The organism is Pseudomonas sp. FP2196 (assembly GCF_030687715.1).
Lineage (GTDB): Bacteria > Pseudomonadota > Gammaproteobacteria > Pseudomonadales > Pseudomonadaceae > Aquipseudomonas.
This window is the reverse complement of sequence record NZ_CP117445.1, coordinates 5,122,538-5,135,740: the sequence shown is the minus strand read 5'-3', so window position 1 is coordinate 5,135,740 and position 13,203 is coordinate 5,122,538. Positions and strand designations below refer to the sequence as shown.

17 protein-coding genes are annotated in these 13,203 nt (G+C 58.9%); 9 read left to right on the top strand and 8 right to left on the bottom strand.

Annotation, left to right across the window (positions count from 1 at the left end):
• Positions 1–74 precede the first annotated feature (74 nt).
• Complete coding sequence (locus PSH79_RS22950; protein WP_305439759.1) at positions 75–290, bottom strand: TIGR02450 family Trp-rich protein; 216 nt, start codon at positions 288–290, stop codon at positions 75–77.
• Positions 287–1,273, bottom strand: a complete 987-nt coding sequence (locus PSH79_RS22945) for an NAD(P)/FAD-dependent oxidoreductase (protein ID WP_305439758.1) — start codon at positions 1,271–1,273, stop codon at positions 287–289. The genes PSH79_RS22950 and PSH79_RS22945 overlap by 4 nt, the downstream gene beginning before the upstream one ends.
• A 197-nt stretch (positions 1,274–1,470) precedes the next feature.
• Between PSH79_RS22945 and PSH79_RS22940 the strand changes: the two genes are divergently transcribed.
• Positions 1,471–2,373 carry a TIGR01777 family oxidoreductase gene (locus PSH79_RS22940; protein ID WP_305439757.1) on the top strand — a complete coding sequence of 301 codons (903 nt, stop codon included), beginning with the start codon at positions 1,471–1,473 and terminating at the stop codon, positions 2,371–2,373.
• Positions 2,374–2,386: 13 nt separating this feature from the next.
• Complete coding sequence (gene hemH, locus PSH79_RS22935; protein WP_305439756.1) at positions 2,387–3,412, top strand: ferrochelatase; 1,026 nt, start codon at positions 2,387–2,389, stop codon at positions 3,410–3,412.
• A 101-nt stretch (positions 3,413–3,513) separates the two neighbouring features.
• Here the strand turns inward: hemH and PSH79_RS22930 are convergent, their stop codons facing one another.
• Both PSH79_RS22930 and upp read right to left on the bottom strand, forming a co-directional pair.
• Entirely contained in the window at positions 3,514–4,788 is a 1,275-nt protein-coding gene (locus tag PSH79_RS22930; protein WP_007912843.1) for a uracil-xanthine permease family protein, read from the bottom strand.
• Between the two features lie 2 nt (positions 4,789–4,790).
• On the bottom strand, positions 4,791–5,429 hold the full coding sequence (gene upp / locus PSH79_RS22925) for a uracil phosphoribosyltransferase (RefSeq protein ID WP_305439755.1): 639 nt from the start codon (positions 5,427–5,429) through the stop codon (positions 4,791–4,793).
• Positions 5,430–5,594: 165 nt separating this feature from the next.
• On the opposite strand from upp, the gene PSH79_RS22920 reads away from it, so the two are divergent.
• The 3 genes from PSH79_RS22920 (at position 5,595) to PSH79_RS22910 (ending at position 7,114) form a co-directional block, all read left to right on the top strand.
• The gene (locus tag PSH79_RS22920; RefSeq protein WP_016987197.1) at positions 5,595–6,152 is read left to right on the top strand and encodes a hypoxanthine-guanine phosphoribosyltransferase; all 558 of its coding nucleotides are present in this window, start codon (positions 5,595–5,597) and stop codon (positions 6,150–6,152) included.
• Positions 6,153–6,284: 132 nt separating this feature from the next.
• A complete protein-coding gene (locus PSH79_RS22915; RefSeq protein ID WP_305439753.1) occupies positions 6,285–6,764 on the top strand; it encodes a hypothetical protein in 480 nt (159 codons plus the stop codon).
• Between the two features lie 62 nt (positions 6,765–6,826).
• Positions 6,827–7,114 (top strand): PA4642 family protein, encoded by a 288-nt coding sequence (locus PSH79_RS22910; RefSeq protein WP_305439752.1) that lies wholly within the window; start codon positions 6,827–6,829, stop codon positions 7,112–7,114.
• 150 nt (positions 7,115–7,264) lie between these two features.
• Here PSH79_RS22910 and mqo read toward each other — a convergent pair whose 3' ends face one another.
• Positions 7,265–8,773 (bottom strand): malate dehydrogenase (quinone), encoded by a 1,509-nt coding sequence (mqo, locus tag PSH79_RS22905; RefSeq protein ID WP_305439750.1) that lies wholly within the window; start codon positions 8,771–8,773, stop codon positions 7,265–7,267.
• A gap of 707 nt (positions 8,774–9,480) precedes the next feature.
• Positions 9,481–9,714, bottom strand: coding sequence for a hypothetical protein (locus PSH79_RS22900; protein WP_187678031.1), 234 nt, complete (start codon positions 9,712–9,714; stop codon positions 9,481–9,483).
• Positions 9,715–9,919: 205 nt separating this feature from the next.
• Here PSH79_RS22900 and PSH79_RS22895 point away from each other — a divergent pair, with 205 nt between their 5' ends.
• Positions 9,920–10,504 (top strand): YajG family lipoprotein, encoded by a 585-nt coding sequence (locus PSH79_RS22895; RefSeq protein ID WP_007912832.1) that lies wholly within the window; start codon positions 9,920–9,922, stop codon positions 10,502–10,504.
• Positions 10,505–10,707: 203 nt separating this feature from the next.
• On the opposite strand, the gene PSH79_RS22890 is transcribed toward PSH79_RS22895, so the two are convergent.
• Positions 10,708–10,914, bottom strand: coding sequence for a hypothetical protein (locus PSH79_RS22890; RefSeq protein WP_027612213.1), 207 nt, complete (start codon positions 10,912–10,914; stop codon positions 10,708–10,710).
• A gap of 191 nt (positions 10,915–11,105) precedes the next feature.
• On the opposite strand from PSH79_RS22890, the gene PSH79_RS22885 reads away from it, so the two are divergent.
• Positions 11,106–11,384 carry a hypothetical protein gene (locus PSH79_RS22885; RefSeq protein ID WP_100847236.1) on the top strand — a complete coding sequence of 93 codons (279 nt, stop codon included), beginning with the start codon at positions 11,106–11,108 and terminating at the stop codon, positions 11,382–11,384.
• A 60-nt stretch (positions 11,385–11,444) separates the two neighbouring features.
• On the opposite strand, the gene PSH79_RS22880 is transcribed toward PSH79_RS22885, so the two are convergent.
• Positions 11,445–12,608, bottom strand: a complete 1,164-nt coding sequence (locus PSH79_RS22880; protein WP_305439747.1) for a 1-acyl-sn-glycerol-3-phosphate acyltransferase — start codon at positions 12,606–12,608, stop codon at positions 11,445–11,447.
• Between the two features lie 142 nt (positions 12,609–12,750).
• Here PSH79_RS22880 and PSH79_RS22875 point away from each other — a divergent pair, with 142 nt between their 5' ends.
• Positions 12,751–12,933 (top strand): CPXCG motif-containing cysteine-rich protein, encoded by a 183-nt coding sequence (locus PSH79_RS22875; RefSeq protein WP_305439746.1) that lies wholly within the window; start codon positions 12,751–12,753, stop codon positions 12,931–12,933.
• 9 nt (positions 12,934–12,942) lie between these two features.
• Positions 12,943–13,203, top strand: coding sequence for a putative signal transducing protein (locus PSH79_RS22870; RefSeq protein WP_187678029.1), 261 nt, complete (start codon positions 12,943–12,945; stop codon positions 13,201–13,203).

Sequence of the window (13,203 nt, the reverse complement as noted above, 5' to 3'; positions counted from 1 at the left end):
ATCGCGGTCCGACATTCAACATTTGTGATGACTGACACACTGCCATTACGAGCAGGCTCACGGCTACAGGATCTCTATTGCCAACCCAATACCCAGTGTTCGCTGTTCTTGAGGCGTTGCCAATCGAACCGCTCGGCGCGTTTGGTCAGTACTGCTTGCAACTCAACCTCCAGCACCGTGCCTTCCTCATCGCGGATCAGCTCGGTAACCAGAAAATGCTTTTCACGGTTTTGCGGGTGGGCTGCTGTCCATTTCGACAGCAGCAGTTTTTGCGGATTGATGCGATTCATTGCAGGTGTTCGTGCAGACGGCGCGCGGCTTCCTGGCCGCTTAGCCAGGCGCCTTCGACGCGCCCGGACAGGCACCAGTCGCCACAGGCGTACAAACCCAGATCGGCATCGGCCAGGGTGCCCCATTCGTGGCCTGTTGCCGGGCGGGCATAGAGCCAGCGGTGAGCGAGGCTGAAGGTCGGGGCGGGCATGGCGCTGTGCAGCAGCTCAGCAAAGGCACCGTGCAGTTGCTCGATCACGGCCTCCTTTGGCAGATCGATGTGCTGCCTGCTCCAAGCGCTGGTGGCATGCAGCACCCAAGTGTCGAGGGTGTTGTCGCGTCCGGGTTTGCTGCGGTTGCGCGCCAGCCAGTCGAGGGCGCTGTCTTGCACGAAGCAGCCTTCGATGGGCGTATCCAGCGGCGTGTCGAAGGCGAGGGCAACCGCCCAGGTCGGTTCCATTTTCACCCCGGCAGCGGCACCGGCAAGTTTCGGCGCGGCGGCCAGCAAGGCGGTGGCCTGAGGCGCTGGCGTGGCAATCACCACATGGCTGAAAGGGCCGTGGGTGAAGCCTTCGGCGTCTTGCAGATGCCAGTGTTCTTCGCCGCGAAAGACCTCGGTGATCCGGCAGGCGAAGTGGACTTCCATGCCGTCGAGCAAGCCGCGCGTGATCGCGCTCATGCGCGGCGCGCCGACCCAGCGGGTCTGCTCGTCCGGCGACAGATTCAGTTGTCCACCCTGGAAGGTGTAGAGCTGCGGCGTCCACTCGGCGACCCAGCCCTGACTTTGCCAGCGCTGAACCTCGGTGACGAAGCGGCGGTCGCGCGCGGTGAAATATTGCGCGCCCATGTCCAGCGAACCGGCGTCGCTGCGTTTGCTCGACATGCGTCCACCGCTGCCGCGACTTTTATCGAACAATTGAACGGTGTGCCCGGTCTCTGTCAGAGCCTGGGCTGCCGAGAGTCCGGCGATGCCGGTGCCGATGATTGCGATAGGTACAGTCATAGGGGCCTCGTTTACCTTTCTGTACAGACTACGCCGTTGATGAAACCTGTACAATTTTGTTTTTTGGTATAACTTCTAGCGTTCTCGTTCTGACAGCTTGGCCTATGGTTAAACAATAGAGCCTGCCCGTTCGAAAAGATCCCTGCTTTTAAAAATAGACTAGGGATCAGGGTAAAACGCCACGCGAGGAAGATGTCATGCACATATTGCTGACCGGCGGTACTGGGTTGATAGGACGACAGCTCTGCCAGCATTGGGCGGAGCAGGGCCATCGCCTGACGGTGTGGAGTCGACGTCCCGAAAAAGTCGCGAAAATCTGTGGTGCACAGGTGCGTGGTATTGCGCATCTGGAAGACCTCGGCGATGAACCCGTAGACGCCATCGTCAATCTTGCGGGCGCGCCGATTGCCGACCGGCTGTGGACGCATCGACGCAAGGCGTTGCTGTGGAGCAGCCGGATCAAGCTCACTGAAACCCTTTTGGCGTGGCTCGAAACCCGAGCGCAGCAGCCGTCGTTGTTGATCTCGGGATCGGCCATCGGCTGGTACGGCGACGGTGGCGAGCGCGAACTGACTGAAGACTCGCCGCCAGTGATCGACGATTTCGCCAGCCAGTTGTGCATCGCCTGGGAGGAAACCGCCCTGCGCGCAGAGTCGCTGGGCATCCGCGTGGTACTGGTGCGAACCGGTCTGGTGCTGTCGGCCGAGGGCGGCTTTTTGTCGCGCTTGCTGCTGCCGTTCAAGCTCGGGCTGGGCGGGCCTTTGGGCAATGGTCGGCAGTGGATGCCGTGGGTTCATATCGACGATCAAATCGCCCTGATTGATTTTCTTCTGCACCGCGATCAGGCGAGCGGTCCTTATAATGCGTGCGCGCCGAAACCTGTGCGCAATCGTGAATTTGCCAAGACGCTGGGCAGCGTGTTGCACCGCCCTGCGTTTATGCCGATGCCCGCCCTTGCGCTGAAGGTGGGGCTCGGCGAGATGTCTTTGTTGTTGCTGGGCGGCCAACGGGCCACGCCGGCACGCTTGCTGGAAGCGGGTTTCACTTTCCAGTTCACGGATTTACGCGCGGCTCTGGATGATCTCTCCAGCCGCCTCTGAAATAGGACGTTGCATGACCGATCACGCCTTGCTTCTGGTCAACCTGGGCTCTCCGGCCTCCACCTCGGTGGCCGATGTGCGCAGTTACCTCAATCAATTTCTGATGGACCCGTACGTGATCGACCTGCCGTGGCCGGTGCGGCGTTTGCTGGTTTCGCTGATTCTGATCAAGCGGCCCGAGCAGTCGGCCCACGCCTATGCCTCTATCTGGTGGGACGAAGGTTCGCCGCTGGTGGTACTCAGCCGTCGTCTGCAAGCGCAGATGAAAGCGCAGTGGAAGCAAGGCCCGGTCGATCTGGCGATGCGCTACGGCGAGCCTTCAATTGAAACGTGCCTGACAAGGCTGGTAGCTGCGGGACACAGGCGCATCACGCTGGCACCGCTTTATCCACAGTTCGCCGACAGCACCACCACCACGGTGATTGAAGAGGCCAGACGTGTCATTCGCGCGAAGAATCTCGATGTGCAGTTGTCGATCCTGCAACCGTTCTACGATCAGCCGGAATACCTCGACGCTTTGGTTGCCAGTGCCAAGCCGCATTTGCAGCAGGATTACGATCACTTGCTGCTGAGCTTCCATGGCCTGCCGGAACGGCACCTGACCAAGCTCGACCCGACCGGCAATCACTGTTTCAAAAATGAAGACTGCTGCAAGAATGCGTCGCCTGCGGTATTGGCAACCTGTTATCGCGCGCAATGTTTGCGCACGGCTGCCCTGTTCGCTGAGCGTATGGGTTTACCGGAGGGGAAATGGTCTGTCTCTTTTCAGTCGCGATTGGGCCGGGCGAAGTGGATCGAGCCCTACACCGAAGCGCGGCTGGATGAGCTGGCGAAAAGCGGCGTGAAGAAGATTCTGGTGATGTGCCCGGCGTTTGTTGCCGACTGCATCGAGACACTGGAAGAGATTGGCGATCGCGGCCAGGAGCAGTTCCGCGAGGCGGGGGGAGAGGAGTTGGTGCTGGTGCCTTGCCTCAATGACGATCCGCAATGGGCGAAGGCGTTGGCTACCCTCTGCGAAAGAGCGCCTTTGGCCCTCTAAAAGCATCGCGGGCAAGCCCGCTCCTACAAGGTCCAACGCAATACCTGTAGGAGTGAGCCTGCTCGCGATAGCAATGTGTCAGGCACCAAAGATCTAAACGTTTAGATCAGCGGCTCATCCGCCTTCTTGTTCTTCCAGCCATCATTGCCCGGCAGAATCAGGTTCAGCGCAATCGCCACCACCGCGCACAGCGCGATGCCTTTGAGACCGAAGTCATCCGGGCCAGTGCCGGTGCCGACCAGCACACCACCAATCCCGAATACCAGCGTCACCGAAACGATCACCAGATTGCGTGCTTCGCCCAGATCAATCTTGTGGCGGATCAGGGTGTTCATCCCCACCGCCGCGATCGAGCCGAACAACAGGCACAGAATCCCGCCCATCACCGGCACCGGAATGCTTTGCAGCAGGGCGCCGAACTTGCCGATGAACGCCAGGCTGATGGCGAATATCGCCGCCCAGGTCATGATTTTCGGGTTGTAGTTCTTGGTCAACATCACGGCGCCAGTCACTTCGGCGTAAGTGGTGTTTGGCGGGCCGCCGAACAGGCCGGCAGCGGTGGTGGCAATGCCGTCACCGAGCAGGGTGCGATGCAGGCCCGGCTTCTTCAGATAGTCGCGACCGGTCACGCTACCCACCGCAATCACACCGCCGATGTGTTCAATGGCCGGTGCCAGCGCCACCGGAACGATGAACAGAATCGCCTGCCAGTTGAATTCCGGTGCGGTGAAGTGCGGAATCGCAAACCATGGAGCGGCGGCAATCTTCGCGGTATCGACCACGCCGAAATAGAAGGCCATGGCGAAACCGACCAGTACGCCGGAAATGATCGGCACCAGACGGAAGATGCCTTTGCCGAACACCGCCACGATCAACGTGGTCAGCAGCGCCGGCATCGAGATCATCATCGCGGTCTGGTAGTGGATCAGTTCGGAACCGTCACCCGCCTTGCCCATTGCCATGTTCGCGGCAATCGGCGCCATGGCCAGGCCGATGGAAATGATCACCGGACCAATCACCACCGGCGGCAGCAGGCGGTCGATAAAGCCTGTGCCTTTGATCTTCACCGCAAGGCCCAGGAAGGTGTAGACGAAACCGGCCGCCATCACGCCACCCATGGTCGCGGCGAGGCCAAACTGGCCCTTGGCGAGAATGATCGGGGTGATGAAAGCGAAGCTCGACGCGAGGAACACCGGGACCTGACGGCCGGTGACGATCTGGAACAGAATCGTCCCAAGACCTGCGGTAAACAGTGCCACGTTCGGGTCAAGGCCCGTGATCAGCGGCATCAGCACCAGGGCGCCGAAAGCCACGAACAGCATCTGGGCGCCGGACAGCACCGTGCGCCAGAGCGGATCGTTGAACTCTTGCTGCATGGTCACGCGTCCTTCTGCTTGGTGCCGAAGATCTTGTCACCGGCATCGCCCAGCCCTGGGATGATGTAGCCGTGTTCGTTCAAACGTTCATCGATGGAAGCGGTGTAGATGGTCACGTCCGGGTGAGCCTTTTCTACGGCGGCAATGCCTTCCGGCGCGGCAACCAGCACCATCGCGCGGATATCTCTGCAGCCAGCCTTCTTCAGCAGGTCGATGGTTGCAACCATGGAGCTGCCGGTAGCGAGCATCGGGTCGATGATCATGGCCAGGCGTTCATTGATTTCCGGAACCAGTTTTTCCAGATAGGTGTGCGCTTGCAGGGTTTCTTCGTTGCGGGCAACGCCCACAGCGCTGACCTTGGCACCCGGGATCAGGCTCAGCACGCCTTCGAGCATGCCGATGCCGGCGCGCAGGATCGGCACGACGGTGATCTTCTTGCCGGCGATTTTCTCGACCGACACGGTGCCGCACCAACCTGCGATATCGTAGGATTCGAGCGGCAAATCTTTTGTAGCTTCATAGGTCAACAGTGCGCCGACTTCCTGAGCGAGCTCGCGGAAATTCTTGGTGCTGATGTCAGCGCGGCGCATCAGGCCGAGTTTATGACGGATCAGCGGATGGCGGATCTCGAGGATGGGCATGGGAAAGGCTCCGGCGGCGGGCAAAAAAACCGGCCTAGATTAATCTATCCGAGGGTGATGTCCTATAGGACATTGAGTACGTTAGTCCATAAAGGCTTGATCTGGCCTCGCTTGATGCGTACCTTTGCCCGCTTTTCCTGAATCCGCCACCCCCTGGAGAGCGCCATGTCCGCTGATCTCGAGCATATCCGTCAAATCATGCGAGAGGCTGACTGCCTGTACACCGAGTCTGAAGTCGAGGCGGCCATCGCCCGCGTCGGTGCACAAATCAACGAGCAACTGGCTGACAGCAACCCGGTGGTGTTCTGCGTCATGAATGGCGGCCTGATCTTCTCCGGTAAACTGCTGACCCATCTGCAATTCCCGCTGGAAGCGTCTTACCTGCACGCGACCCGTTATCGCAATGAAACCAGCGGCGGCGATCTGTTCTGGAAAGCCAAACCGGAAGTGTCGTTCATCGACCGCGACGTGCTGATCATCGACGACATCCTCGACGAAGGTCACACCCTGGGCGCGATCATCGACTTCTGCAAACACGCCGGTGCGCGCAAAGTGCACACCGCCGTGCTGATCGACAAGGATCACGACCGCAAGGCGCGTCCTGACCTGAAAGCCGATTTCGTCGGCCTGCCATGCATTGACCGTTACATCTTCGGTTACGGCATGGACTACAAAGGCTACTGGCGTAACGCCAACGGGATCTTCGCCGTTAAAGGCATGTAAGCAAGATCAAAAGATCGCAGCCTTCGGCAGCTCCTACATGGGATTGATGTAAACCTGTAGGAGCTGCGGAACGCTGCGATCTTTTGCTTTTAATCCCATGCTAGAGTGCTCGGCCCGTCCCCGGAGCCAGCCATGAGCCTCTTGATCCGCAGCTTTGCCGCCCTCTTGCTGATCCTCAGCCTGCCTCTGTCCGCCGCGCCGATGCACAGTCAATTCCTGCCGCCGGACGATCTGACCCTGCGCGATGCCGAGCCGGAACATCAGCAACTGCTGCAAGTCACCGACTATTCGGTGGTCGTCGGTGCGCAACGCCAATCCAATCAGCAGCCGATTCCGGTCACCTCGTCGCTGATGATCCGTCTCAAGGGCAAGCCCCTGAACAAAGGCGCGACGATCAATCAGGTGCTGGTCAGTTTTGATGGCGAAAGCAAAAGCCTGAAAAAACCGGTTTATGACGACAAAAGTAAAACCCTGACGCTGTTTTACCCGCTGGCCCAATACCGCGTGGTGATCGATCTGCTGCGTAACGACACCGTCTATGTGCAGTTCCTCAGTTACGCCAACGGCCATATCTGGGGCGATTTGCACACCGGCAGCGTGCGCGCGCGTTGAGCCCGGCGGCGGGGCAGGGGTAAACTGCCCGCCCGTGAAATGTCTGCGAGCTGGAGTCGGCAATGCGTAAAGATAAGAAACAAGTGATTGGTGACGAGATCGGCGATGAGCAGATCAAGCTGTTCCTCGATTTTGAACCGGTCGACGCCACCTCGCCGTCGCTGCACAAACTGATCAAGGCCTATCGTGGCCTGCGCATCGATGACTTCGAGCGGTTCTTGACGTTCTTCGTTGCCGCCGGTTATGACGTGGACGGCAAGGATGAGCAGGGCAAAACCTTCGTTGACCTGATCGCGGATCAGCGCAACGCCCCGGAATACATCGAGCTGATAGCAAAAGCCCGCGGCTAAGGTCAAACGACAAGATCAAAAGATCGCAGCCTTCGGCAGCTCCTACAGGGTGTAAATTACTCCCATGTAGGAGCTGCCGCAGGCTGCGATCTTTTGCTTCTGACAGACATAAAAAACGCCCCGATCGGGGCGTTTTTTTATGCGGCAAGATCAAGCGTAGCTTGGGGTCTCGCTGCTTTCTTCAACCAGTTCCAGTGCGATGTTGTTCTGCGTGTTGATCTTGCGATACAGCGCAGCATCGGTTTCCAGTACTTTTTCACGGGCCGGGAAGATTTCGGCCAGTTTGCCAGCCCACTCACCCTTGGCCTTGCCCGGGAAGCACTTCTCGATCAGTTCCAGCATGATCGAAACGGTTACCGAGGCACCTGGGGATGCGCCGAGCAGAGCAGCGAGGGAACCGTCCTTCGCAGCCACCAGTTCGGTACCGAATTGCAGGATGCCGCCCTTTTTCGGGTCTTTCTTGATGATCTGCACCCGTTGGCCGGCCACTTCCAGGCGCCAGTCTTCGGCTTTCGCTTCAGGGTAGAAACGGCGCAGGGATTCCAGACGCTGCTCCATCGACTGCATCACTTCGCTAACCAGGTATTTGGTCAGGTCCATGTTGTTTTTCGCCACCGCCAGCATCGGGCCGATGTTGCCGGCGCGAACCGACATCGGCAGATCCATGAAGGAGCCGTGCTTGAGGAACTTGGTGGTGAAACCGGCGTATGGCCCGAACAGCAGGGATTTCTTGCCATCGACCACGCGGGTGTCCAGGTGCGGCACCGACATCGGCGGCGAACCCACTGCAGCCTGGCTGTAAACCTTGGCCTGGTGGTGTTTGACCACTTCCGGGTTGTCGCAACGCAGCCACTGGCCGCTGATCGGGAAGCCGCCGAAGCCTTTGCTTTCTTCGATTCCAGAGGCTTGCAGCAACGGCAGTGCCGCGCCACCGGCACCGAGGAAGACGAATTTGGCGTCGACTTCACGGCTGCTGCCGCTGTTGACGTCCTTGATGCTGACGGTCCAGCCGTTGCCGTTACGCTTGAGGCCGGTCACGCGCTTGCAGTATTTGACCTGGGCGTCGGGTGCGCTGGTCAGGTGCTTGAGCAACTGATTGGTCAGGGCGCCGAAGTTGACGTCGGTGCCGTTCATCACGCGGGTTGCGGCGAGGACTTCGTCCGGCGAGCGGCCCGGCATCATCAGCGGCATCCACTCGGCCATCTTGCCTTTATCTTCGGTGTATTCCATGTCGGAGAAAGCGTGGTGCTTGCTCAACACGTCGAATCGTTCCTTGAGGAACGACACGCCTTTGTCGCCCTGCACGAAACTCAGGTGCGGCACCGGGCTGATGAAGGACTTGCACGAGCCGAAGGTGCCTTTCTTGGTCAGGTACGACCAGAACTGCTTGGACACTTCGAACTGGGTGTTGATGTGCACGGCTTTCTTGATGTCGACGCTGCCATCGGCAGCCTGTGGCGTGTAGTTCAGCTCGCACAGGCCAGCGTGGCCGGTACCGGCGTTGTTCCAAGGGTTGGAACTCTCCGCAGCACCGGAATCCATCAGCTCGACAACTTCCAGCTTGATCGCCGGATCGAGCTCTTTGAGCAGCACGGCAAGGGTGGCACTCATGATGCCGGCCCCAACCAGTACTACGTCGACTGCTTCGTTATGCGCCATTTAACGCGTCTCCAAAATCTGCAGCACCAAATTGTCGGCATGGCTGCCAGGCGTTCCGGGGCAGGTCAGTGGTGCCCCAGGTAACGGTGGTCAGGTTCGCCATGTCCGAATCTTCGCAATTTTTCGCAACTTCGACGGATGCAGGCGGCCTGGCTTCAAGGGTTCAATGAACTCATTTCTGCGCAAGGCTGGCAATTCGACTTATGGTCGAGACATCCGTTTTGTGCAACCAAATCCGTAGCGGACAGGCTTCAGGCTCCGATATTCGAGGTATATCCGGTCCTGTGTCGTTGGGCTGTTTCAGACGCTAATGGTGCATGTTCAGACGCAAAACTATTCATTTGCTCGCCACACTCTTGTGAAGTTGTGAAAACCCGTTTTTTTCACGCTCTTTTGAAGACGTGAACCTCAAAAAAGGGCTGTCCAAGCCTGGCACCGTGCCCGTGAAGGCAAAACAGCTCAGTGACCGAGCGACATGACAGCTCTGCAGATTCGCGAAAAGCGGGTTTTTGCCGGAAGAACAGGCAAGCGCGCCAACTTCACTCGATCTGTGTGGGCGGCTCTCTGTGGGCGATTTTTGATGTCGATGCAAGCGCATTGACGCTGTTGCGGGGCCCGATCAGGAGACGTCCTTATAATCGGGGGGAGATTGTATCGAAGAAATGCGCGGAGTTGGTTGTGTTTAATGACTTTTATTAGCCGTCCGGTCAGATGGTCAACTGCACTTGAGCCCGTGCGCGCATTTGTCGCGGTACGACCCGGGCGCTGGCGGGCAGCGGCTGGTTCAACCACTGCAGGCGGATTTCTTCGATTTCCACCCAGCCATCGCCCATCGGTTGCAGGCTGCACTGCTTGAACGCCTGACAATGGCCGTTACGATCGAGCAGGGCGAAGCTGCGGTGCAGTGGGCGTGGGGCGAACAACGAGATCAGATAACGCATGGCCGAGTACCTTGTTGGAGGACTGGTTTGAAGGTTGGCAGCGACCCGTGACGTCAAGGTGTATGGGCGGTGAAGAATGTGTGACAGGAACCGCTTTCGACAGGGTTTGTCAGACATTTCAGTATTCACCTCGCGATGCTGGTGACCCGCAGTGGCCCACCGCTATACTGCCGGCCTGTTTGTGCCTGATTCTGGAGAGAAGAGCATGTTGCAACGCCTGTTGTTCGGTTTGATCACTGTGGCCGGTTTGACTCTGGCCGGCTGCGCCCACAGCCCGCAACAACTGAGTCCGGAACCGAAGCTGACCACGCAATTGCCTGCGGTCGGCCGTGGCCAGCCTGTGGTAGTGCGTGTGGTTGACGGTCGTCCGTCGCCAACCCTGGGCACTCGCGGTGGCCTGTACCCTGAGACCAGCGCCATCACCGTACAGCGCGAGCAGATCCTGCCGAAGTTGCAGGCTCAGGCTGAAGCCGCCGTGCGTCTGCTCGGGTTCACCCCGACCAACAACGCGCCGAATGCTCCCCAGTTGACCGTGACCCTGGCGGAACTGAAATATCAGTCGCCTAAAGAAGGCATGTACGTGACCGAAGCGACCATCGGCGCAACCTTCCGCTCCGACGTGCAGAATGCCAACCGCCGCTACAGCGGCCGTTACGGCGCATCGCTGGATCAGCGTTTCGGTATGGCGCCGAATCAGGAAACCAACACCAAACTGGTGAGTGATGTACTGAGCGATGCGCTGACGCGTCTGTTCAAGGATCCGACGGTGGGTCAGGTTCTCGCTGAATAAGCCTTTGGGCAGATGCAAAAAAGCCCGGTGCCAGCAATGGCTCCGGGCTTTTTCATATCCACCAATTCCCCAGCTTGACGCCGATCCCCTGTAGGAGCTGCCGAAGGTTCGGGCCGCGTTCGGAGTATCTTTTGACTTTGTCTTTTAAAAGCAAGATCAAAAGATCACAGCCTTCGGCAGTTCCTACACAGGGTGGCGCTGGGTCAGGCGGCTTGTGAGTAGAAATCGAGCACGCTGACGCCGGTCAGCAAGTCGGTTTCGGGCAAATCCGCATGCTGATGCCCGCCGAGGGCGCAATACACCAGCCAATGGCGATCCTGAACATTGAAGGCAAGGCTGCCGACGAGGCTTTGTTGTTCGTCGGTGGGGGTGATGAGGTAGAGACGATCCTGGTTTTCAGCGTGAAGCATGTCGCATTCCATGTGCGTTTCGAGGTGCGCATGGTGGCCGATGTAAATGACGAAGCCGTGACACAGGACAGCCATCGGTCGATTGATGGGTTATTTGTCGTAAAAGGGAGGCGTCGGGGGCCGGTTTCGGTAGAATCCCGCCGCGGTCGTCGGTCTGGCGCCTGCCACACCGATTAAGTTTGAGGTCTGTGATGTCGCTGCACTTGATGACGCTGTTTACCGCCCATCCCGCCAAATTGATCAATCTGTTGGCCCTGCTGCTGGCCTTCCCGGGCAGTTGGCTGCTGCACGCAACCCGCCGCCGTGAACAGCGCGCAATGGCCAGTATCGCCGCCCAGCGCCAGGCGCAACCGAACGCCGAGCCGATTCTCGATTGGGCAACGTTGCGCATGAATCGGTTTTTCTACCGCTTCGGCTTTGCCTGCCTGGGCCTGGCACTGCTCATTTCTTGGATCAGTACCCGCTTCTGATGATTTTCGGAAAAAAAACGGCGCCCCGAGGGCGCCGTTTTTGTATCTTGCCGAAAGCGCTTACAGCGCCAACCCAGCCTTGACCCGATACTGATTACGCACCGGCGTCGCATATTGCAGCACCAGATACGGACGATGCTCTTCAGGGCAGGCGTCCAGGCGTTGCTGCCATTCTTCCTGCGCCTTGGCCAGTTCATCCGCCGGGAATACCTCGGCAGCCTTCGGCACGCTCAGTTGCGGATCTGCATCCGCCCACTTCGCATACGCCAGGTAATGCACCGGGAACAGGCGATAACCGCCCAGAATCTGCTTGTCCATCTCGATCGCCAATTGCTTGGTGTCTTCGAACAGCTCGGTGATCGGCGCGGCAAAGTTCACGTGCACCCGGCCCTTGTAGCCGGTGATGCCCTTGGCGATGCTCACGTCATCTTCACCCGGCGCCTTGGTGTAGGTGCCGGTGGTGGCGCGGATGTACAGCTCGCGGGCCTTGGCTTGGTCGCACGGGTCGTATTCGTAGCTGATCGACACCGGGGTGACGTTCAGCGACTGAATCACTTCCCCGAACGGCTCGTCCTTGCGGCTCATGTGGAACATCTTGAGGATCGCCGACTCGGTACGGTCGTCGCCGTCCTTGGCCCGACCTTCGGCCTGAGCGATCCAGATCGAGGCGCAGTCGTTGCGGATCGAGTGGTTGATGTAGGCCGACAGCAATTGGTACGCAGCCATTTTCTCGCGGCGTCCGGTGATCGAACGGTGAACGATGAAGCTTTTGTTCAGGCGCATCAGATCGCTGACAAACGGCTTTTGCAGCAGGTTGTCACCAATAGCGATACGCGGCGTCGGCAGGCCGGCGTGATACACGGCGTAGTTGACGAAGGCCGGGTCCATCACGATGTCGCGGTGGTTGGCGATGAACAGATACGCGCTGCCGGACTTGAATTGCTCGACACCGGTATAGGTCACGCCGTCGGTGGCGCGCTCGATGGTGTGGTCGACGTAGAACTCGACTTTGTCCTGCAAGGTCGCCACCGACGTCACGTCGGCGAACTCACGACGCAGCCGATGGGCTATAAGTGGTTTGAGCATCCAGCCGAAGGCACCGGCAAAACGCGGGAAGCGGAAGTGGGTGAGGATATCTAGAAACGCCTTGTCGCCGAGCAGTCTTGCCAGTACCGCAGGTACTTCGCTGTCGTCGTAAGGTCGGATGGCATCGAATTCGCCCATCATGCTCTCTTGTTGGAAACGGCTAGGGTAAGTAAAGGTTTTGATCGAAAACCAACGGGGCACGGTCTGAAAAGGTAGCCAGACAAAAATAGCCCTGCAAATAGACCGGCGATTATACGCACAAGTCACTTGGGAGACCGCGATGCTGGAGAGCGCACTGTACGAATGTCCGTATTGTGGTGAAGAAGTTGAAACGACTGTGGATCGGTCTGGCGGTGATCAGACCTATATCGAGGACTGTCAGGTGTGTTGTCGACCGATCACGTTCGTATTGCAGGTTCACGAAGATGAGTGGCACCTGGAAGTCTTCAGCGAAAACGAGTGAGGGGCGCCCATGCAGCGAATCTACGAGCCGGAAAACCTGATGGAAGGCGAGATGCTCAAGGGCATGCTCGCCAGCGAAGGCATCGAGGCGCACCTGATGGGGCGGGATCTGCTCGGCGGCACCGGCGAGTTGCCGATCTTTGGCCTGTTGGGGCTGTCGGTCGACAATGATAAGGCCGAATACGCCCTTGAGCTGATCACCGCGTACAATGCCGCGCTGCCGCTACCGGGCGATGAACCGGAGAGCTTCCCCGGTACGCTGGTCTGTTAG

Bases quoted from the DNA above. Each gene is read 5' to 3' on its own strand.
- PSH79_RS22950 (WP_305439759.1), bottom strand. From the start codon at position 290: ATGAATCGCATCAATCCGCAAAAACTGCTGCTGTCGAAATGGACAGCA.
- PSH79_RS22945 (WP_305439758.1), bottom strand. From the start codon at position 1,273: ATGACTGTACCTATCGCAATCATCGGCACCGGCATCGCCGGACTCTCG.
- PSH79_RS22940 (WP_305439757.1), top strand. From the start codon at position 1,471: ATGCACATATTGCTGACCGGCGGTACTGGGTTGATAGGACGACAGCTC.
- hemH (WP_305439756.1), top strand. From the start codon at position 2,387: ATGACCGATCACGCCTTGCTTCTGGTCAACCTGGGCTCTCCGGCCTCC.
- PSH79_RS22930 (WP_007912843.1), bottom strand. From the start codon at position 4,788: ATGCAGCAAGAGTTCAACGATCCGCTCTGGCGCACGGTGCTGTCCGGC.
- upp (WP_305439755.1), bottom strand. From the start codon at position 5,429: ATGCCCATCCTCGAGATCCGCCATCCGCTGATCCGTCATAAACTCGGC.
- PSH79_RS22920 (WP_016987197.1), top strand. From the start codon at position 5,595: ATGTCCGCTGATCTCGAGCATATCCGTCAAATCATGCGAGAGGCTGAC.
- PSH79_RS22915 (WP_305439753.1), top strand. From the start codon at position 6,285: ATGAGCCTCTTGATCCGCAGCTTTGCCGCCCTCTTGCTGATCCTCAGC.
- PSH79_RS22910 (WP_305439752.1), top strand. From the start codon at position 6,827: ATGCGTAAAGATAAGAAACAAGTGATTGGTGACGAGATCGGCGATGAG.
- mqo (WP_305439750.1), bottom strand. From the start codon at position 8,773: ATGGCGCATAACGAAGCAGTCGACGTAGTACTGGTTGGGGCCGGCATC.
- PSH79_RS22900 (WP_187678031.1), bottom strand. From the start codon at position 9,714: ATGCGTTATCTGATCTCGTTGTTCGCCCCACGCCCACTGCACCGCAGC.
- PSH79_RS22895 (WP_007912832.1), top strand. From the start codon at position 9,920: ATGTTGCAACGCCTGTTGTTCGGTTTGATCACTGTGGCCGGTTTGACT.
- PSH79_RS22890 (WP_027612213.1), bottom strand. From the start codon at position 10,914: ATGCTTCACGCTGAAAACCAGGATCGTCTCTACCTCATCACCCCCACC.
- PSH79_RS22885 (WP_100847236.1), top strand. From the start codon at position 11,106: ATGTCGCTGCACTTGATGACGCTGTTTACCGCCCATCCCGCCAAATTG.
- PSH79_RS22880 (WP_305439747.1), bottom strand. From the start codon at position 12,608: ATGGGCGAATTCGATGCCATCCGACCTTACGACGACAGCGAAGTACCT.
- PSH79_RS22875 (WP_305439746.1), top strand. From the start codon at position 12,751: ATGCTGGAGAGCGCACTGTACGAATGTCCGTATTGTGGTGAAGAAGTT.
- PSH79_RS22870 (WP_187678029.1), top strand. From the start codon at position 12,943: ATGCAGCGAATCTACGAGCCGGAAAACCTGATGGAAGGCGAGATGCTC.